This window comes from Vallitaleaceae bacterium 9-2 (assembly GCA_038396585.1).
Classification (GTDB): domain Bacteria; phylum Bacillota; class Clostridia; order Lachnospirales; family Vallitaleaceae; genus UBA1351.
This window is the reverse complement of record CP121691.1, coordinates 1372615-1392563: the sequence shown is the minus strand read 5'-3', so window position 1 is coordinate 1392563 and position 19949 is coordinate 1372615. Positions and strand designations below refer to the sequence as shown.

General features: G+C 35.7%; 26 protein-coding genes. 4 read left to right on the top strand and 22 right to left on the bottom strand.

The window, feature by feature from the left end:
• Positions 1 to 4: 4 nt before the first annotated feature.
• On the bottom strand, positions 5 to 1183 hold the full coding sequence (locus QBE53_06585; GenBank protein ID WZL82775.1) for a tetratricopeptide repeat protein: 1179 nt from the start codon (positions 1181 to 1183) through the stop codon (positions 5 to 7).
• A gap of 91 nt (positions 1184 to 1274) precedes the next feature.
• Between QBE53_06585 and QBE53_06580 the strand changes: the two genes are divergently transcribed.
• A complete protein-coding gene (locus QBE53_06580; GenBank protein WZL82774.1) occupies positions 1275 to 1490 on the top strand; it encodes a hypothetical protein in 216 nt (71 codons plus the stop codon).
• Here QBE53_06580 and QBE53_06575 read toward each other — a convergent pair.
• Positions 1487 to 2821, bottom strand: a complete 1335-nt coding sequence (locus QBE53_06575) for a replication-associated recombination protein A (GenBank protein ID WZL82773.1) — start codon at positions 2819 to 2821, stop codon at positions 1487 to 1489. The two genes, QBE53_06580 and QBE53_06575, sit on opposite strands and share 4 nt — an antisense overlap.
• Positions 2822 to 3011: 190 nt before the next feature.
• On the opposite strand from QBE53_06575, the gene QBE53_06570 reads away from it, so the two are divergent.
• Both QBE53_06570 and lysA read left to right on the top strand, forming a co-directional pair.
• Entirely contained in the window at positions 3012 to 3686 is a 675-nt protein-coding gene (locus tag QBE53_06570) for a helix-turn-helix domain-containing protein (protein WZL82772.1), read from the top strand.
• 1 nt (position 3687) lies between these two features.
• Positions 3688 to 4944 (top strand): diaminopimelate decarboxylase, encoded by a 1257-nt coding sequence (lysA, locus tag QBE53_06565; protein WZL82771.1) that lies wholly within the window; start codon positions 3688 to 3690, stop codon positions 4942 to 4944.
• A gap of 42 nt (positions 4945 to 4986) precedes the next feature.
• Here the strand turns inward: lysA and QBE53_06560 are convergent, their stop codons facing one another.
• Positions 4987 to 5367 carry a hypothetical protein gene (locus tag QBE53_06560; GenBank protein WZL82770.1) on the bottom strand — a complete coding sequence of 127 codons (381 nt, stop codon included), beginning with the start codon at positions 5365 to 5367 and terminating at the stop codon, positions 4987 to 4989.
• Between the two features lie 20 nt (positions 5368 to 5387).
• The gene (locus QBE53_06555; protein ID WZL82769.1) at positions 5388 to 6329 is read right to left on the bottom strand and encodes a hypothetical protein; all 942 of its coding nucleotides are present in this window, start codon (positions 6327 to 6329) and stop codon (positions 5388 to 5390) included.
• 150 nt (positions 6330 to 6479) lie between these two features.
• Here QBE53_06555 and QBE53_06550 point away from each other — a divergent pair, with 150 nt between their 5' ends.
• Positions 6480 to 7352: an ADP-ribosylglycohydrolase family protein gene (locus QBE53_06550; GenBank protein ID WZL82768.1), complete on the top strand. Its 873-nt coding sequence runs from the start codon at positions 6480 to 6482 to the stop codon at positions 7350 to 7352.
• 69 nt (positions 7353 to 7421) lie between these two features.
• Here the strand turns inward: QBE53_06550 and QBE53_06545 are convergent, their stop codons facing one another.
• From QBE53_06545 to QBE53_06460, 18 genes are all read right to left on the bottom strand, one after another.
• A complete protein-coding gene (locus QBE53_06545) occupies positions 7422 to 8273 on the bottom strand; it encodes a VanW family protein (GenBank protein WZL82767.1) in 852 nt (283 codons plus the stop codon).
• A 13-nt stretch (positions 8274 to 8286) separates the two neighbouring features.
• A complete protein-coding gene (locus QBE53_06540; GenBank protein ID WZL82766.1) occupies positions 8287 to 9105 on the bottom strand; it encodes an AAC(3) family N-acetyltransferase in 819 nt (272 codons plus the stop codon).
• A gap of 35 nt (positions 9106 to 9140) precedes the next feature.
• Complete coding sequence (locus QBE53_06535; protein ID WZL82765.1) at positions 9141 to 9788, bottom strand: hypothetical protein; 648 nt, start codon at positions 9786 to 9788, stop codon at positions 9141 to 9143.
• 25 nt (positions 9789 to 9813) lie between these two features.
• Positions 9814 to 10590, bottom strand: a complete 777-nt coding sequence (locus QBE53_06530; GenBank protein WZL82764.1) for a GNAT family N-acetyltransferase — start codon at positions 10588 to 10590, stop codon at positions 9814 to 9816.
• A 19-nt stretch (positions 10591 to 10609) separates the two neighbouring features.
• On the bottom strand, positions 10610 to 11341 hold the full coding sequence (locus QBE53_06525; GenBank protein ID WZL82763.1) for an SDR family oxidoreductase: 732 nt from the start codon (positions 11339 to 11341) through the stop codon (positions 10610 to 10612).
• Positions 11342 to 11437: 96 nt separating this feature from the next.
• A complete protein-coding gene (locus tag QBE53_06520; GenBank protein ID WZL82762.1) occupies positions 11438 to 11830 on the bottom strand; it encodes a hypothetical protein in 393 nt (130 codons plus the stop codon).
• Positions 11831 to 11862: 32 nt separating this feature from the next.
• Positions 11863 to 12252: a VOC family protein gene (locus QBE53_06515; GenBank protein WZL82761.1), complete on the bottom strand. Its 390-nt coding sequence runs from the start codon at positions 12250 to 12252 to the stop codon at positions 11863 to 11865.
• Between the two features lie 20 nt (positions 12253 to 12272).
• Positions 12273 to 12716: a hypothetical protein gene (locus tag QBE53_06510; GenBank protein ID WZL82760.1), complete on the bottom strand. Its 444-nt coding sequence runs from the start codon at positions 12714 to 12716 to the stop codon at positions 12273 to 12275.
• Positions 12717 to 12733: 17 nt separating this feature from the next.
• Entirely contained in the window at positions 12734 to 13303 is a 570-nt protein-coding gene (locus QBE53_06505; GenBank protein WZL82759.1) for a GNAT family N-acetyltransferase, read from the bottom strand.
• Between the two features lie 30 nt (positions 13304 to 13333).
• Positions 13334 to 13750, bottom strand: a complete 417-nt coding sequence (locus QBE53_06500; protein WZL82758.1) for a VOC family protein — start codon at positions 13748 to 13750, stop codon at positions 13334 to 13336.
• An 11-nt stretch (positions 13751 to 13761) separates the two neighbouring features.
• Positions 13762 to 14109 (bottom strand): TIGR04076 family protein, encoded by a 348-nt coding sequence (locus QBE53_06495; GenBank protein WZL82757.1) that lies wholly within the window; start codon positions 14107 to 14109, stop codon positions 13762 to 13764.
• A gap of 28 nt (positions 14110 to 14137) precedes the next feature.
• Positions 14138 to 15052: a phosphotransferase gene (locus QBE53_06490; GenBank protein WZL82756.1), complete on the bottom strand. Its 915-nt coding sequence runs from the start codon at positions 15050 to 15052 to the stop codon at positions 14138 to 14140.
• A gap of 11 nt (positions 15053 to 15063) precedes the next feature.
• Positions 15064 to 16755: a tetratricopeptide repeat protein gene (locus QBE53_06485; protein ID WZL82755.1), complete on the bottom strand. Its 1692-nt coding sequence runs from the start codon at positions 16753 to 16755 to the stop codon at positions 15064 to 15066.
• Between the two features lie 40 nt (positions 16756 to 16795).
• The gene (locus tag QBE53_06480) at positions 16796 to 17392 is read right to left on the bottom strand and encodes a DUF6273 domain-containing protein (GenBank protein WZL82754.1); all 597 of its coding nucleotides are present in this window, start codon (positions 17390 to 17392) and stop codon (positions 16796 to 16798) included.
• Between the two features lie 95 nt (positions 17393 to 17487).
• Positions 17488 to 18144 carry an HAD family hydrolase gene (locus QBE53_06475; protein ID WZL82753.1) on the bottom strand — a complete coding sequence of 219 codons (657 nt, stop codon included), beginning with the start codon at positions 18142 to 18144 and terminating at the stop codon, positions 17488 to 17490.
• A 143-nt stretch (positions 18145 to 18287) separates the two neighbouring features.
• Entirely contained in the window at positions 18288 to 18812 is a 525-nt protein-coding gene (locus QBE53_06470; GenBank protein ID WZL82752.1) for a dihydrofolate reductase family protein, read from the bottom strand.
• Entirely contained in the window at positions 18805 to 19281 is a 477-nt protein-coding gene (locus QBE53_06465) for a VanZ family protein (GenBank protein ID WZL82751.1), read from the bottom strand. The genes QBE53_06470 and QBE53_06465 overlap by 8 nt, the downstream gene beginning before the upstream one ends.
• A 194-nt stretch (positions 19282 to 19475) precedes the next feature.
• Positions 19476 to 19913, bottom strand: a complete 438-nt coding sequence (locus tag QBE53_06460; protein ID WZL82750.1) for an N-acetyltransferase — start codon at positions 19911 to 19913, stop codon at positions 19476 to 19478.
• Between the last annotated feature and the right edge of the window lie 36 nt (positions 19914 to 19949).

The following is a 19949-nucleotide window of genomic DNA, read 5'->3' as shown; positions in this document are numbered from 1 at the left end:
TCACCTATTCTTTCAATAAATTATTTTTTTCAATAAAAGCAATCTCTTCTAAAGCTGCTTGATGCTCTGGATCAAGTGCAAGGATTTCTTCCAAAATTATATATGCTGTTTCATAGTCGTTGTTTTTCTCATAAGCATATGCTTTAATTAGCATGGCCTCTGTATCTTCTGGTGCATACTCCAATAATTGATCAAAGGCCGTGATCGCTTGTTCATACTGCTCCAGCTGATAATAACTAACACCCATTTCATAGATTGCTCGTAGGTCAATCGTGTCGATTGATTCTATATATAGCTTAAACGAATCAATGGCATCACTATATTGCTCTAGTCCTTGATACGAATATCCCATGCCAAGTATAGCTTCTTTAATTCCTGAATCTCGTGCAAATGCAAAGTCATTGATGGCTTTTAGATATTCCGATTGAAGTAAATAGGCTTCACCTCGCTTATAATATGCATCAGGATAGCTGCTCCAGCGCATAATCGCTTCACTAAAAGTTTCAATACTTGTCTCTAGCTCATTCATCGCCATCTCAATGTCACCTTTGATGATGAAAAAATGTGGAATCTGATCATTAATAGCTATTGCCGTATTGATTTCATTCATTGCCCGTTCATAATCACCACGCTTTTGATAGAGTGAAGCAATATTTGCATATGTATAAAAATATCCTGTATCAATCTCTAAGGCTTTATCATAATGTTCGATAGCCTTATCCCATTCTTGTAAGTCCACATATACCAATCCTAATGCATTATATACTGCCGGATCATCATCATTAATAGCTAAGGCTTTTTGTAAATATTCCAAACCACGTTTTGATTGATGTTGTTGATATTTTAAATTGCCGATATTTAAGTATGCAAAATATTTACTTTCCTTATCTTGAAAATTTTCTTCATATTTAATACTTTTATCAAACATATCATTGGCTTGATTGTATTCTCCACGAACCAAATGTATATATCCTGCCTGAACATAAGCTTCAGGTGCCTCAGGATACATTTGTATGGCTTTATCAATCAATTCTTCTGCCTCTGTATAATTCGAACTTTGGTCAATCAGCATTTGACTTTCTTCAAGTATTGCATAATATTCTTTGGAAACTTTTTGAGAGCATCCAATCATCAGCATGCTACTTAGCCAAAGTATTCCCACTAAGCTCAATATTTTTTTCATAATTTCCTCCAATGGTTCTGTTGATTTTGGCTTGTATATTCATTAAAAATACGTTAATATCATAGAATACTTATTATTAACGGAGGTTTTTATGAACAAACAAAAACTACGCAAAGGATTTATTTATCTGCTATTAGCTTTTCTAGTCATTCTCTACGTAATAACCTTTGGCGCATTTATTTTTGGTCAGTTTGAACGTGCTTTGCATCTATTTGCATATACAACGTTTTTCAGCATTATAACATATTTCCTCATTATCTTACAACGTCGAATGGGCTTTTGGGACGATGAACAAGATAAAGACTAATTTTTTTTATCTTTAGCTTCATCTTGAATAAACGCCATCCACTCTTGAATCTTTTTTTCATATCCATGATTAGCAGGTGCATAATATGTTGTACCTACAAGTTCATCTGGTAAAAACTGCTGCTCAACATAGTGGTTTTTATAATCATGAGCATATTTATATCCTATTCCATGCCCCAAATCACCTGCTCCGCGATAATGCGCATCTTGTAGATGTGGTGGAATAGTTTTTATGGACTGCTCTTTGACATCCGCTAATGCGGCAAAAATTGCATTAACTGCCGCATTAGACTTTGGCGCTGTTGCGACATAGGCTGCAGCTTGACAAAGGATGATTTGGCCCTCTGGCATTCCTATAAAATTAATTGCTGAAGCTGCTGCGTTGGCAAGAACTAAGGCTTGAGGATCTGCATTTCCCACATCTTCAGCTGCACAAATCACAATGCGCCTTGCAATGAACTTTGGGTCCTCTCCTGCATACAGCATACGCGCAAGATAATAGATTGCAGCATCCGGATCCGAACCTCGCATACTTTTAATAAACGCTGAAATCGTATCATAATGATTATCACCTTTTTTATCATAGCCAATCGCTCGTTTTTGGATGCACTCTTCCACCACAGGCAAAGTCAAATGTATTACGCCTGCTTCATCAGGATCTGTCGTCAAACTAGCCAGCTCAATTGCATTAAGCGCTGCTCTTGCATCTCCTCCTGAGATATCTGCAAGAAATGTAACTGCCGCCTCTTCTATGTCGATTTTTTGTTCTTTTAATCGGATATCTTCTTGGATACTTCGATATATCAATGCCTTGATATTTTCAGAAGTCAATGGCTTTAATTCAAAAATTCTCGATCGTGAAACCAATGCACTGTTCACTTCAAAGTAAGGGTTTTCTGTCGTTGCACCGATAAGGGTTACGGTCCCATCTTCGACATGGGGCAACAATGCATCTTGTTGCGCCTTATTGAAGCGATGAATCTCATCAATAAATAAAATCGTTTTTTTCATTGTTAATGAAAGATTATCTTTGGCTTCTTCAACAACCTGCTGAATATCTTTTTTGCCTGCAATCGTTGCATTAAGCTGAATAAAGTGTGACTTTGTAGTATTGGCAATGACTTTTGCCAACGTCGTCTTTCCCGTTCCTGGCGGACCATAAAGTATCAACGAACCTAATTTATCTGCTTTTATTGCACGATACAATAATTTATCTTTTCCTAATATATGCTCTTGACCAACAACTTCATCCAATGTCTTAGGACGAATACGCGCTGCCAAGGGCGCATCTTTTTCTAATGTCTTGTTTTGTATCATATCAAAAATATCCATGATTACTCCTTCATTGTCATTCTATAGTCCTTGCTCCTAAGAACTTAGGGATTGCGAGTACGCTAAGCACAGAAGACTACATTGTCGCTTTGTCCTGTATTATAGCATAATTTTGGTATTGACAAAACCTTTCTTTATCTGTATAGTGGTACCAAGAAGTAACACTATATCTCGAAAGTGAGGTTTCAATATGAACCTACAAGAAGCCTTGAAAAAATTAGGCTTAACACAACAAGAGGCTATTTTGTATATTAATCTCTGTCAATCACAAAGCATGACAGGATATGAAGCGGCAAAGATCAGTGGCATCTCGCGTTCAAATGCATACGCGTCGCTGTCTAATCTGGTGGACAAAGGCTTTGCATATACTATTGATGGTAATCCGGTTCACTATGTTGCTATTTCCAAAGAAGATCTTATCGCTAATGCCAAACGCGACTTTTCCAAGGTGCTCACCTCAATTGAAGAGCGTCTATCAACACAGCCATTAACAAGTGAACCCTATTTAACGGTTTCTGGCGAGAATGCGATATTGGATCGTCTCAAAAATATGGTTCTTCAAGCAAAGTCACGAATATATTTGTCTATTGATCATCACATTCTAGATCAAATTGAAGAAGAGCTGATTATTGCTTGTGAGAAAAAACTCAAAGTTGTCATTTTATCTTCAAGAGATATTTCTTGTGGCGAACACACCTACTATCATTCCGATCGACTTGCTTCAATTAAAGTCATCGCGGATACCGAAGAAATTCTTGCAGGTACTTTGCATCAATGTTTATATTCAAAAAATGAAACATTAGTACATATTATTCGCGAATCAATTATTGATGAAATAACCCTTATCACCGAAAGGAGACACTAGCATGTTAGGATTAAATAATGCTGTTACACAAGCCAATAACTTTTATGGAAACACTTCTCCCATCGAACTAGTTGAAAAATATGGTTCCCCGCTCTATGTCTACAATGAATCAATTTTTCGTGAGCGCTGTCGCGAACTCAAAAATCTTGTTACCTATAAAAATTTTTCCGTTAATTTTTCTGTAAAAGCTAATGGAAATCTCAGTTTGCTCAAAATCGCCAAAGAAGAAGGCTTAAATGCTGATGCTATGAGTCCAGGTGAAATCTATGTTGAAGAACTGGCTGGCTTTAAGCCCGAGGATATCCTATATATTAGTAATAATGTATCTGCCGATGAAATGCAGTTTGCCATTGAACGAGACATCACTATCAGTGTGGATTCATTATCTCAACTTGAAATGTATGGAAAGTTAAATCCCGGCGGTAAAATTTGCATACGATTCAACCCAGGGGTTGGTGCAGGACATCATGAAAAAGTCGTTACCGGCGGTAAAAAAACAAAGTTTGGCGTGGCAATCGACGATATTCCTGTTGTTAAAAAAATTCTTGAAACTTACACGCTTAAGCTCGTCGGTATTAATCAGCATATTGGTTCATTGTTTATGGATGGAGATAAATATATCGAGGGTGCCCAGTCCATCCTTGATATCGCTAAAAACTTTGAGGCTCTTGATTTTATTGATATGGGCGGTGGCTTTGGTATTCCTTACAAAAAATTATCATCTGAACCTCGTCTTAACCTTAAGCATCTTGGTGAACGCCTTGACAAAGTTTTACATGATTTTGCAAAGGACTATGGAAAAGATGTCACTTTTAAAATCGAACCCGGTCGCTATGTCGTTGCTGAAGCCGGCGTATTACTCGGCGAAGTCCATGCAATCAAAGAAAACTTCGGCATTACCTATGTAGGCACTGATATTGGTTTTAATGTTCTAAAACGTCCGGTAATGTATGACAGCCATCATGACATTGAAGTATATCGAAAAGAAAATATTCCTTCAAAAAATTCCCATCCTGTTACACTCGTAGGAAACATCTGTGAAAGTGGAGACATCTTAGCACAAGACCGTCTTCTACCACAAATAATGGAAAAAGATATTCTCGGTGTCTTAGATGCTGGTGCATATGGATATTGCATGGCTTCCAACTATAACAATCGTTTACGTCCTGCCGAAGTTTTGATTGACTGTGATGGCAACGATCATCTTATTCGACGTCGTGATACTTACGAAGATCTTGTACGCAATTTTAATCTCTAATGCTTTTTATTTCCCACCGTGGCTTCAAACGTCATGGTGGGTTTATTTATCTACAAACTGAACATACATTTCATCCGCTTGTAGTAACCCTTTTCCAAAGTTAACAGCAAACTGATTATACTCTATATGTCTTTGCGCCGCTAGGCCTTCTAGCATCCCTTCCTTATGGTCTGTTCTTAACTTACTCAATCCTCCAATGCCAAAAGCAGCTACCGTATCTGCCTTTGGTTGATAATGATGATATCCTCGGATTTCTGTTATGTTGTCGACAACCATTGCCAAAACTAAATCCGTCTCATTACAAACAATTACTTGTATCGTATCCATTTTTCTATTAAGGATTTCTATTACAATAAAGTGGTCTTTTCTTTTATTCTTCTCATCTTCAAATAGAATATACTTCCCGGAAAATGCGCGTATCATTGTGTCTCCTTCCTTGTCCATTAATCAAAACGATACATACCCTCCCACTCAAACACTTCCCCTTGATTTAAGTATAAAGGTATCCCGTTAATGATATTAAAGTAGGACTTTCGGTCATTTGTCGTAAATGCATAAGGTTCTTCATCTTTCTTATATAGAAAATTATTGATGTCACTTTCTAAATTTATTGAGGCATATATATTGTTTCCCTCTATCTTATCACTAATTACAATTGAATCTACAGGTGTATATGCTGCATTATATGTCTCTTCTAATTGATTGAACTCTCCGATAACATTGCCTTTTCGAATATATGAAATATGCTCATAACCTGGTGGTAAAATGACTTGCATACCATAATATCGGCTAACTCTTATTGCTTCTAAAGCCTTTAAACTGACACGAACCTGTATTTCTTTATTCGGGTGTATAGTATATGTTACCGTTTCCTCTAGTGAAAAGCGATTCTGGCTATTATATGCATTAATCTGATTTGTCACCTCGAGTGTTACTTTTTGTCCTACAAAATTCCCTTTTTTTGTTATCAATTGTTCATCAACAAAAATACGCCTCCCCGTTTCTGTCGCCGTAGGAACTTGGTCCTCTCCTTCTTTTAATCCATGCCATCCTCCGGTAAAGGCTTCTTGTCTTTGCTTACCGACATTATCGAGTGTACTAAAAATAATGGGTCCTATCCAATCCGTTGTTGTAATAAATCGTCTATTTGGACGTTTAAGAACTTGCAGGAATATATTTTCATAATTCTCAAAGGATTCAATACTTGTAATTTGATTTATCCCACCGGATCCAAAGGTTAAAGTCATACCATTTTTTGGTCGAATATATTCTATCGATAAATTGTCATCAATTTTCACCATCATATTTCTTGCAAAAAATTCTTTGCCTATGTAGAGTATCGAAATTAAAGCAACGATTAGCAATAGCCATTTTATGTATTTCATTCAATTTCACTACTTTCTTTATCTTAATTCTATATCTTATATCTTTAATGTATTTTGCAATATAGGAAAGTTTATCATATTCCATAGAAACTCTCAATCTTTTTATGTTATACTAATGATAACCATTATTGATTAAAAGGAGGTATTTTCATGAATAAAAATACTATTAAAGGCTTAATCTACGGCGCCTTTATCGGCGATGCCATAGCGCTAGGCCCTCACTGGATATATGACACTTCAAAAATACAGCAACATTTTGCACCAATTTCCAGTTATACCGATCCTCGACATACTAATTTTCATCCGAATAAATCCGCAGGAGATTTTACCCATTATGGAGACCAGGCTTTACTTTTGCTTAAATCCATCGCAAAACATAAAGATTTCCATATCGATGCGTTTAAAAAAGAGTGGATAACCTTAATGACAAACAGCGATATATATGTTGACGCGGCCTCCAAAGAATCGTTAAAGCGCCTGCAAGATAGCAATCGCGGCTCAGATAGCGATGAATTAGGTGGATTTGCTCGAAGTGCACCACTGTTTGCTCTTGAAGATATTCAAGAAGAAGACATACTTGATCAAATACGCCTAACACATACGGACCCACAATTATTAACAATTGCTCGCTATCTTATCCGCGTATTAAAAGATGTTCTTCATGGAACTTCTATTGAGACAAGTTTACTATCCCATAAAGATATTGATCCATTTATTGCACAATCCTATAATGAGGCACGTGTTCGTCCAGATAATATAGTTGAGCGCATTAAAGCCATCGGTCAAAATTGCCATTCGCCTTTTGCATTACCTGCTGTTTTAACGATTGCGCTAAATGAAGAGACTCTTGAATCAGCGCTTATTCAAAACACCTATGCCGGCGGTGATAGTGCAGCTAGAGGTATGGTCCTTGGCATGTTATATGGAGCTAGGGACGGCTATCATGAACTACCCAAGGATTGGGTCCACGGACTTAACTCTTTTAAAACGCTTGAAGAATCTTTAAATCAAGTACTCATATAAGTCTCACAAAAAACCACATGATAAAATGCTTTGCCTTTATCATGTGGTTTTTTTATAGAATACTTCCCTTTATGCTTCACTTACATTATAATTTTTCTCTTTTATTCTATCGAGGGGAATAAATTCTGCATCATACACTACCTTAGAATAATTTTTAATAATCCTATGTCTAGCTATTACATCACCTGTCGTCTTATTGACTATTTTGACATAAATCTCATTAGTACGATAATATCCATCTGGCTCCTTAACAAACCAGCTGTTCTCTTCATATACATGATATGAATGGCTAAGTTCACGTTCACTTCTTAGCTCCCCGCAAAGATGGGTATCTGTCGTATATACAATTAATTGAAACGTCTGATCCGTCTCATTTTTCACCTGATAGTCTAAATAGTTATACATTATAGACGTTCCGCTCCCAAAAGGAACTTGGCGTCCAAAATCCGGAAACATATCAATTTGATTATGATGGTGATGCTCTACAATGGTCAATGGACTATGTAAAATCATCCAATGGACTAAATTGCTTAGCTGACACATCCCACCTCCGATTCCTTGACTAATTTTTCCTGATTTTATAACTAGTCCTTCTTTATAGCCCTTTTTTTCACTACAATTTCCCACAAGTCGCCAAAACGAAAAGGTTTCACCTGGCTGAATCAACACTCCATTAATTTTAGGCGCTGCTAGGCTCAAATTAATAGCTTTGTTGTTTTGAAGGCGCATATCTACATCCCCTAATTTTCTTCGTATCAACGAGGAATGTGTGTATATTTTTTGTGGTAATTTATCTTCCGAAAAAGTTTTTGCATATTGACTACTATTTTTAATCCATGTAATTTTTCGACACAGAATCCCTTTTATTACAGCAAGCTTATACGCTAGCGGATGGAGTTCACAAAACAGCTTTCTTGCCATAACAGCTCCTTTCTCATACTCTCCTTAGTTCCCTGTTCTTTTTTAGCCATTGAACAGAAAAATCCACGCCCTCACGCATCGAAAAATATTTACACGGCGCCATACCGATATAGCCACTTTGGACCACATGTTCTTTTTCAAAAGCTTCTCCTATTTTTATGAAGTCCTCTGAATCATAGACAACATCTTCGAACCATTTCCAAACCCGTTTTCCTTCTTCAAAAACCGAAGTACCTAATTGCTCTACTGGCATCTCCTGGATTAATGCTTCTCCAAGATGAAAACTTGTGCATGAGTCATATCCTACACCCAGTAATAACACTTTTGCATCCAGTTCATAGAGTTTTCCAAGAGGCGACTTTATACCAAGCTGTGGTGTTAGTGGATGTTCTTTAGTAATCTCGTGTGCATCTTTCCCATTAGCGGCAAATGAAACCTGTGGATGATTGGAACGCAGTGTTCCTGGAAGCGTTCGAAACAGCTCTGCTACACGTCCCATACCGCGAGTTGGAGTAATAGCAGGGTCAAATGCCGGCATATTTTCATGAATAATCGATATCCATTCTTTGGGTACCGGAGGATGTTCCCATTCTTCCGGATTGCTCCAGTCGCCACTATGGGCTGGCATAACTAATGTCCCTTCCTCATTAAGCACTTCCATCAACGCCATAATTACCGCCTGAGCGCCTCCACATACCCAGCCCAGACTTGACAAAGATGTATGTACAATCAGTCTGTCTCGTGGTGTAATACCCATGTTTTTTAAACCTGAAACTATATGTTTTATTGTTATTGGTTGTTGCGTCTTTTGAATCAATGTTTTTTCATCCATAATTTCTCTACTTTCATTACTTATCTATATTGCATTTAATTCTTTTTTTGAGTATCTTGCGAATAGCTTCCAAAAAAATCAAGGTTTTCGCCTTCTGTCACCGATGTGAGGATAACAAAAAGAATACCGCCAAATATTAACATATTATAATGACGTATTATTCGCTCTAGCTGTTGAACACGTCCTTGCTTTAGCCAATAGTACATGGATATGTTAATACACAGAACAATAACTGCTGAAAACAAAACCCAACTTCCCTGCGCTCTTTCCATAAATGTTAGATAGCCTCCTATAATCAGACCTACTACGCCCAGTCCAATATATATTGCCGCTATTTTTCGTTTAGTATCACCGTGGCGAATGCTCAGACTATTAACAAGAATGAGCCCGATAAAACCAACCGCAACTAATGGATGAATCATTCCTTCAATATCAAAGTGCACATGAAAAATCGCTACGGTTATCCCGCTGATAATTCCATTAATCAACAAATATATCCCTGTTGCTTGTATCGTTTTAAGTGCATAATATAAAGGAATGACTAAAATCACCCAAAGAACTACCACTACAGGTAAAATTTTTGATGTTCCCAACCAAAGTGTTGTCATTGCAGTAACTAATATAATAAGATATAAAAAAATGGCACTCATATATATTTTCGTGATTTTTTCATTGACTTCCATAATTTTTCCTCTATCCTTCACAAGATTATCTATATACTTCATACGTGGTATAGGCTTTATCAAAACGATACCCTAATTTTGTAGCCAAAGCTACAGATGTTTTATTTGCTGCATCCCAGCTTGGGTATTTGCCTTGACTTAAGCATGTCAAAATCAGCTGTGCTGCACATGCAGTTGCTAGTCCCTGCTGTCGATACCCTTCCTTTGTGGCTATCTCGATTTCAATACCCTCATCATACACTGAATATGACGATGCACCGCAAACCACAACATTATTATGTAGCACGCAAAATCCCAGTCCCAGCTGTTTAAACTCTTCATAGGATGAAAACTGGGCACAAAAATCTTTTGACCACACATTTTCTTTTACTAACGCATAAATCTTTGAATCTATAGGTACTATCTCGTACATTGGAGATAATCGATCTATATATCCTTGAAGTTGCTGCACATCAAATTTTTCATTACCTTTGTAAAACCCGTAGCGTTCAAAACGTCTACAACGATTACCATAGGTCTGTTCAACAAGGTTTTCCCATCCTTCATCTCCCGAAATCATATAGAGTGAATCTCCACATTCTTTTGGTATATTCTCAACTAAAACCCGCGCCTGTGAACATGAGCTATCCCCTGCAAAAAAGCAAAAGTCACCTACAATTATCTGTGCACAAGTGGGTTGGTCCCGCTGATCTGCCCACGCTTGTCCCATATATCCTTGTAGACATGATAAGATTACCGTATCTGTTAAGTGTTTAAATAAGGGGGCAATCCCTTGCATGTCTTTTTTTTCCAATTTCATCATAATTTCACCTTTAAATAATTTACTCTTTTTCTTGTTCTTGATTATATAATACTGGTGTTTGGTATTTCCACTTTTCCCACGTTGGTGCATCTGTAACAAGCGTTACCATAAAATGGGCTACGTTAATGCGACTGGTTTTTCCAGGCTGAAATATAGGGCTTTGAGTTGGTGATGCCTCAACTCTATATGGTGTTACAATATTATGGTCGACTAAAGTATCTGGCCGTACAGAAACCCATTCGATAGATGCTTTTTGTCTTCCAAGCTCCAGTAATAAATAGTCCGCTGCCTTCATGTTATCACGGTGTGGCGGCAAGCATAATCGTAGCAGTGTATCAATACCCCGTTCCAAAAATGAGCGTTTTTCCTCAAGTAACTTATTTGTATATGCGGTTGTATTCATGAGGATAATCTTTAACTTTTTGTCATTATTCAATGCAGCCACTTCACAAATATGACGTATGCTATCACTTACTAGATAGCGCGGTTGTCCAAAGATTCCTCTCATTGTAAGATTATGTCCAAGGCATGAGATGACCACATCACATCCTTCGATTAACGACTGTAATTGAGCATTTGAAAAATCATGTATATTGCCTGTTTTTATTTCGACCAGTGAGCTAGTACTGATTTCTTTTTGAAGCGTCGCATGATGTCGTATAAAAATGCGTGTCGGTATGCCCTTATCAACGAGTTGCATAACTACTTTTTGACCTGTTGCTCCACTTGCTCCAAGAACCAATACTCTCATATGTCTCCTCCATTCATATCATTTTCATTATATCTTGTTAGCCTATGGTTCATAACGCATGCTTTGTTATATATAACTTTTGCTCAAACAACTGATTCATCCACCTTTTTTTTCCACAAAGTGAGTAGATAAATATAAAAATAATTGAATAATACTAATAAAAATTGCTTGGACGCTAATCAAAAGCACCTCATTTAGAATAATCATTTGAAGTGAGGCACTAAAAAATAATACGATGCTCATCATCAGGACATATACGGTTTTCCCCTTCAAAAAAGCAACAGAAGCTACAATATTGCCTAGGCCAAATACACTCATAATATAAATGCCAATCAGTGTCCAACGTTCAACACGCAGTACCCTTACCCATTCTACCGGAAATTCTGCAAAAACCCCATACTCTCTTAACATCATTATCCCAATGATTATTCCCAAAATTCCAAATAGAAAATTAACCAAAAATGTTACTATTTTTAAATTTCTTTTCACACGCATCCCCCTCAAGACGTTTAAAGCGATTATTAAATTGTAACTTCAATACTATTGCCATCAGGATCTTGGACAACACTCTCAAAGTATCCATCCCCTGTTGTTCTAGGCTCACTTAAAATAACATATCCATCTTCTTTTAACCGGCGTGTAAGATCAATGACTCTTTGTTGACTTCCAACAGACATCGCAAAGTGTGCTATTCCCGTTGGATACTCTGCTTCTTGTTGTTCTCTTACTGAAACCGTTGGTCTTTGCATGATTTCTATTCGACCTCCTTCAGAAAAAGATACGAAATAAGATTGAAATCTGGTTTTTTCATTTACATATTTTGTATTTGCCGTTGCCTCAAAATAGGTTACATAAAACTCTCTTAATGCTTCTAACTGTTTTGTCCATAATGCAATATGATCAATTCGCATTTTCTCATCTCCTTTTTTAACTATATCTGACTAATAACACACTTATATTGACACCCAAAGACTTTTTCAAATACATGAATTTCAATATCTTCAATATCTATTGATGGATTAAGTACTTCCAAAGAACTCCTTGCAAACCCTGAATCTCCATAATAAATTAACGCATCAAGCTGTGTCTTTTTTCCACAGCATGGTGTAATAAAGGATCGTTCTTTGAAATTTCCTTGTGCACTTACGTTCATCAATTGTCCCCATGTTTTTAATAAACTGTGGTGACAATGGTTACATACCACTGATTCAAACCTCTGTCCGCAATCAATAAATTCAATCTGTTCATATTGATGTAATTCTACTTTATCATAGCGCTCTATGTGCTTATCTAAAAAATCTATCACCTCTTTCTTATGAACATTAAATCTATGATTAACCTCCATCGGGATAAATTTATATATAAACTCTGACATCCTTGCGATCCTTCCTATTATTCCTTAATTTTTTTTATAAGTACTTGGGTCCCATCAAATCCATAATCTCCGGTTCCAAATTCTTCCAAGTACTCTGAACGTATAAACTCTTTGACTATTTTAGCTTTATTTTGAGCTTCCACTTTCTTAAAACCAACTTTTTCATAAGCTCGAACAGCCCTTAAGTTCTTAATAGACGGACGAATAATATATGCATTTATATTATACTGTAGTTGCAGATATTCACACATTTGTTCTAGTGCCTGTGTCCCATTACCATATCCACAATATTTTTGTTCTTTAAGCCATATATCCAGTTCCGCCTTTTGTGGCTTTAGATGAAAGCATGCATAACAAACGCACCCTATCTCCTCTCCATCTTGCTCAATAATCATAACAGACCCTTTATCTCTTGCTTCTTCTTGATAATAAAATTCATCAAAATCTTCATTAAACTCATCCCAAGTGGGAATTGGTGCTTCTGGATAATCCGGTGCGCCCATATGCATTGACGCCGTGTCAGATAAACATAGCCAGGTATACGTTTTATGTTTTTCATCAACGCGAGCATGTCTAATCGATATCATCGTCTTTTCTCCTTTAATTTATATTGCCAATTATCGATTCATAATTGGATGATTGGGGTTTAATTCAACCAAGTCCCATAAATTACCATATAAATCTTTAAATACCGCTACCATACCATATTCAGCTGATTTAGGCTCTCGCACAAACTCCACACCTTTTTCAATCATTTTGTTATAGTCTCTCCAAAAATTATCGGTGTTCAGAAATAAAAACACTCTGCCGCCTGTTTGATTGCCAATAAAAGCCTCTTGTCCTGGTTTAGATGGTTTTGCTAGTAAAATTGTTGTCTCTCTTGATCCTGGCGGTGCAACAACAACCCAACGCTTATCTTGTTCTGCTTGATAGGTATCTTCAATGAGTTCAAAATCCAATGTCTTTGTGTAAAAATCTAATGCATCATCATAATCTTCAACTACTAGTGCTATATGAACGATGGCTTGTTTCATATATTTCTCCTTTACTCATAGAAGTTTCCTTTGTGAAAATTTTCATTGCCTAGTTTCGTTGCTGTCATTTTAAAGATAACACATCCATCAGGACATACAAGTTCTTTTGTATATTTGCCTGAACCACCAATATTTTCTAGATTACCACCACTTCGAACCGCTTCCATAATTGGAAACATCATCATCATTGTCTTTGAACAAATCCCCTGTCCTTGTTCATTAACCGGACAGCCGTAGGTACAACTGTACTTATCCCCGATTTCTTCTCCATTTCGGCAATATCTTTCCGTTTTTTCTCCACGTAAAAAACCTGTTACCTCGATATTCCATTCATATTCTTCATTATACCATTTTTTCATGTTAACCCTCCACTTCTACCCGTAAAAATTATATATTGTTCATTTGCTCTTTTAATTTTAACGCCGTGACAGCAATATCAGCGTCTCTCAATTTTACTCCTGCATCATGATAATGCATAAGTTCAGTAAATAGTTCATAAAAACATAACTTAATTTCAAAATTCTCGCTAACAGAACATTTCTTCTTATATCGTTCCAACAAAGAGAAGTATCTTCCATTTGCATTATTGAGTTGATACAAATCATATTCTGCATCTCCCCAGCAGCATCCAAATGGGTCAATTACAGCTCTTACATCTGTCAACTCTTCGTTGAGCATAATATTCCATGTATTATAATCCCCGTGAATCAAACTTGATGTCGTCACCGGTAAATAAAAAATATGCTCAAAGTTATTGTATGCTTGCTCTATAATTTGAAAATTTTCTTTGGATAAGATTTTTTTTGAATAAAAGCTTTGTACCGCACTAAATATTCGATCAACAATCGGTTTGTAATATTGACGCCAATCCTTTACAAATTCTGTTGCGTTTAATTCTCCAAATCCTTGGGTATTGGAGACTGAATGATACGCTATCAGATTATCAATAATTTTTTCTGCAATATTATCCAAAGCCTCTTCATTAACCGAAGGTTGTATTCCGGCATTGACTCCTTCTAGATATTCCATCATGAGTACATCATAGCCAAGCGCTTGATCTGCTTGATGCACCTGATATACTTTTGGCATAGGTATATGACCATACTTATTTAACGTTACTATCTGTAGCCCTTCATTTTGAGCCAATCCAAGCTTTAAATATATTTTCACCACAACTTTAAACGGTGCTTTATCAAGTGTTGCCAAGAAGACTTTTCCATAAAAGCCTCCTCCTAACGGATGAATATCAATTGGCTCTACCTCATAGTATCTTTGAATTACATTCGATACAACTTCATGCATATCTCACCCTCCTAGTGTATCAAGGCTATTAAATCATAATCCTTTTTTAAAATCTGTAGCTCTTCATATTCATCAAAAGCATACTCTAAATATGGTGAAATGCTTAATGCTTTGTCCATCATCTCTTTTGCTGACGCTTGATCGCCTCTAAGCATATCTATTCGTGCTTTATAGACATAAATAATTCCTGCTTCTTCATCTTCACTCCATAACTCATATAATAACTCTTGTGCTTCATCTAATTTTTCTAAATATATTGCGCAATCAGCAAGTGAACTCTTCAAATAGAACGATGGTTCCCCCAAAGTAAGTGCTTGTCGGTACCCATTATATGCATTCTCATAGTCCCCTAAAAAATATAATCCATCTGCCATCAACTCATATGCATATGTATTGCTACTATCAATATCAATAAGCTCTTTAGCTGAAATAATAAGTTTTTCGTATTCATCATAATCATAGTAAAACTCTGTCTCTAGGTCTAGTCGATAGGTTCGTCCATATGTTAATTCTATTTTTTCTAAAAAATCCTCCCTTGTTTGTTCAGTACCCATGAGGTAAATATTTTCTAGTATTAAATACAAATCATAATATTCTAAGGAATAATTGCTTAGCATATCCGTATATAGCGCATATCCTTCCTCTTCATCTACATAGGTGTAAGTATATTCAGCTAATAAAAGATCATATTGTAATGGTTCATTATTGAGACGAAATTGTTCGAGTACGTTTTCAATTTTTTCACTCTCCTGTGATTGACTATATAATGTAAGCAGTTCTTTTACGTAATAGCTTTTTGTTGGATCAATGGAAACCATCTCTTCTAATGCTTTTTTTGCTTCATCCATAACCTCTAAGTCTAAATAATACGTATATATCGAATACCATCCATCAATATCGTATGGCTGAAGTTCGATATATTTTTCCCAATACGCAATGGCCTCTTCATCCTCTAGTGCATCAAGCGTCGTCGCTAAACCATAGATAGCATATGAATTGTTTGGATTTGAACGCATCGCTTCTTCAAAGACTTCTCTTGCATTTTCATATTCACCTAGTCCATAATGACTATTTCCTAGATTGGTTAATGTAATTGAATCTTGAGGGTTCAGCTTTAATGACTCTAAGCTATATTCTTTCGCCTTCTCATAATCAAAAATATTTAAACACGCCCATGAAAGATTATTATATATTGCATCTTTCATAGAATCATTAGACACATCTATCAGCAGCTGTTCATATTTTTCTATAGCTTCCTCATTCTCATAATTTAGAATAAGCCAATAACAATAGTTGGATTTTTCTTCATCATTTAATAAAGTATATTCTTCTTTATATTGCTCTAAAGTCTCCTTAACAAGTTCTTCTTGTACATCAAATGCACCTAAAGACTCCAAAATGTTATATTTTAAAATTCTATACTTCATCATATCACTATAGTCAAGTAGCGTATCCACAACTTCTAACGCCTCTTCATGTTCGCCTGTCAAGTGATATGCATTGGCAACTTGATAAAATGTTTCAAAATCTTTTTCTATACTCAGCTCATTTTGATTATAATGTTCAAGTATCTCCTGATATTGATTTTCAGAATAGAGTCTTTCAATATACATCTGTGGTGTTTCTAAAACTGAGCAAGCACTAAGTATAAGGCTCATTAATACAACTGTTATAATTTGTGCTTTTTTAAATGTCGTTTTCATGTTGTTCCCCTTTGTTTTATCTATGATATTTTTTTCTGTCTTATAGTTGTAGCCATAAAGCAGGTCTTAGCCCACCGCGACACTTACCTTCGCTAATGTTACCTTTAAAGATATTATTGCCTTGAATACCTATATTACCATCTCCATGAATATAGACTGCCTTTACGCTTACACGTCCAGGTGAACGAAGCCACCACCACCATATCCCTTCTTTATAATATGCCGTTCGTTTGCTATTATTCATATCTTTTCTTTCGAACCAATACCGCTGATTTTTACCTGGATTATAAAGTTTTGAACTACTATCACCAAAATATTTACATACCGCCTCTTCCATACTTAGTAAAAATATTCTATCTTGCGTCTTTTCTCCACCTTTTGTCCCATACCATTCATTATCAGCATTTTCATTCGTTGTGGTTAGGATTCTTGCTCTATCTTTTTCTTCAAAACTGTCATAAAACGTATGATTAAGGTAGTGCCTCAGCGAGCACTCTGCCCACGTAATATCCTCATATACTTCATGATACGGACGTTGATCAATTATTTTTTCTGTTATAATCAACATCTTATCTTCTTGAATATCAAGAACTCTCCATGTATACTTGCCAAAATCTATCTTATCTCCTATCTGCATTGTAATCCCCCTTTAGTTTATTATCCTCTTTAGGATTTCAAATAAGATGAATAGCCTTATCACTTTCTTACTGGTTTTTCATGATTGTAGCTTTTTTATTCGATATTTTCAAGCAAACTACCCAATTCTAATGTACTTTTAACAATATACGTAGCTCCTGCTTTTGTCAGCTCTTCATAGGAACCATATCCATATTCAACGCCTATTGAATCAATTCCTACTACATTGGCGCCAATAACATCATGTTTTCTATCACCAATCATCACTACATCATCTTTTTGTTCAATACCAGCTTCTAGTAATGCTGTCTCAATAACCTCTGCCTTATTTGTTCGTGTTCCATCAAGATTACTTCCTATAATAACCTTAAAATACTTTTCCAAATCAAAGTGTCTAATAATTCTTTCTGCAAAAACTGTAGGTTTTGATGTGGCAACAATCAATATTTTTTCTTGCTCAATCAAGGCTTTAAGAAGCTCTGGGATGCCTTGATAGACATGGTTCTCAAAAATCCCTATGTCTTTAAAGTACTCCCTGTAAAGTTCTATCGCCTTATTTGCTTCATCCTCTGTAAAATTATAATAATCCATAAACGAATCTTTTAATGGTGGTCCGATAAATTTTGTTAATTCATCTAAATTGACACTCTTTTGTCCCATTTTGTTTAAGGCATATGCGACTGATTTAGTTATGCCTTCTCTAGGATCCGTTAACGTTCCATCGAGGTCAAATAAAATGTATGTATATTTCATATTGTTCTCCATTCTTATTGTCTGCAGTTATCTATGTTCTTCAAAATCCAGTCTTTAACAAAATTATAGGCGCGGATAAATCACAGATAAATATAACGGGATTACTTCATCTACAAGGCGCCTATTAATTCATGCCTTACACTTTATTTTTTTACATAGTGCAATTGCGCAAATTGCTTAAATTGTCGAACACTTTTTAATTCCAATTCTACTTCGATATTTTGTTGATTGAATAAAGAAATACCTTTGCCAATGAGTGTTGGTGCCACAAAAAGTATGAACTCATCCACAAGGTTTTCTTTAACGCACTGAGATATAATCTCTCCTCCACCAACAATCCAGATATTTTTCCCCGCTTCCATTTTTAATGAACTAATGAATTTAGAAACATCTCCATGAATAAACTCCACATTTTCATCTGTTACATGTGGTGATCTAGTGAACACATAACATTTTTTATTTGCATAGGGAAAGTTTTCTTCTTCAAAATTCCTAATCCAATCATATGTTCTTCTTCCAAGAACCACCGTATCTATCGTATCGTAGAATTCACTATATCCATTATCGCCTTCGCCTTCTACTTTAAACAGCCACTCTAGCGAGTCCTTATCTGTTGCGATATACCCATCTAAGCTGGTAGCTATATAAACCATTACTTTTCTAGACATTATATCTTCCTCCTCTTTTTTCTATAATCTTTAACACTTTATAGTAAAAAAACACTCCAACAATCGCACCTAGTGTATTGAGTATCAAATCATCCACATCAAATATGCCCACGGATAATATATACTGTGTCACTTCGACACACATGCAAAAAACTAGTCCGACAATTGCACCTACTATAAACCCATTCTTTTTTTTACGTATATTTAAAAAAACTAATGTAAAGATACCCACCGGCATGAATACAATTATATTCCCAAGGATATTGATAGTAAATTGCAGCATCTGACTAAAACTATCTAAAACCAAATATCCTTGTATTGTTGTAAAGGGTTTCAAATTATATTGATTCACATGTCCCTTTGTTCTTCCGGCTAGCTTAGAAATAAAGGCAAAATAACTTATGAAGCAAATATATAATAAAGCTAATAACCTCATCCCTGTCTGCAAATATTTCCGTTTTTTCTTCACTTGCAAACTACCTCCCTGTGTAACGCACGTATTCTATGTCCTTTCCTTCACAGAGGGAAAAACCAGGTTTTCCCCAACAAATATAATCCTCTATAGCTAAACTAAATATCAAGTATTTTATAAAATTAGACCGATAAGAACGCCGTCCTCTTTTCAAACTCACTTAGCAAATCTTTATGAATACCTTGTATGCATTATGCATTCTTCATATACATAACGAACTCTTCCACATGCGAATCTTCATTTAATTGCTTTTGAAGAATTTCAAACCCCATCTTTTTATAAAATAATACTGCATTTTTGTTTTCTGAGTAGACGGCTAAGGTTAACTTACTATATTTTTGCTTGGCAAAATTAATTAATTTTTCCCCTACACCACATCTTTGTTGTTTTGGTGATACAAATAAGGCTCCAATAAATTCTTCGTTAATGATACTGATAAAGCCAATAACTTTACTCTCTTCAATATAAAGATACGTGTCGCTGTTTGGTAAATAATTCTCTTTAACTTGAATATAATTTTTTCTCCAGTATTCTTCTTCAATAAATGGATGTGCTATAATTGTAGCTTGTAGCCATATATCCATTATCGTCTCTAATTCTCTATTGTCTTTTTTTATTTTTCTAATCATATGTCTTCCACTTTCATTAATAACGACAGATACGAA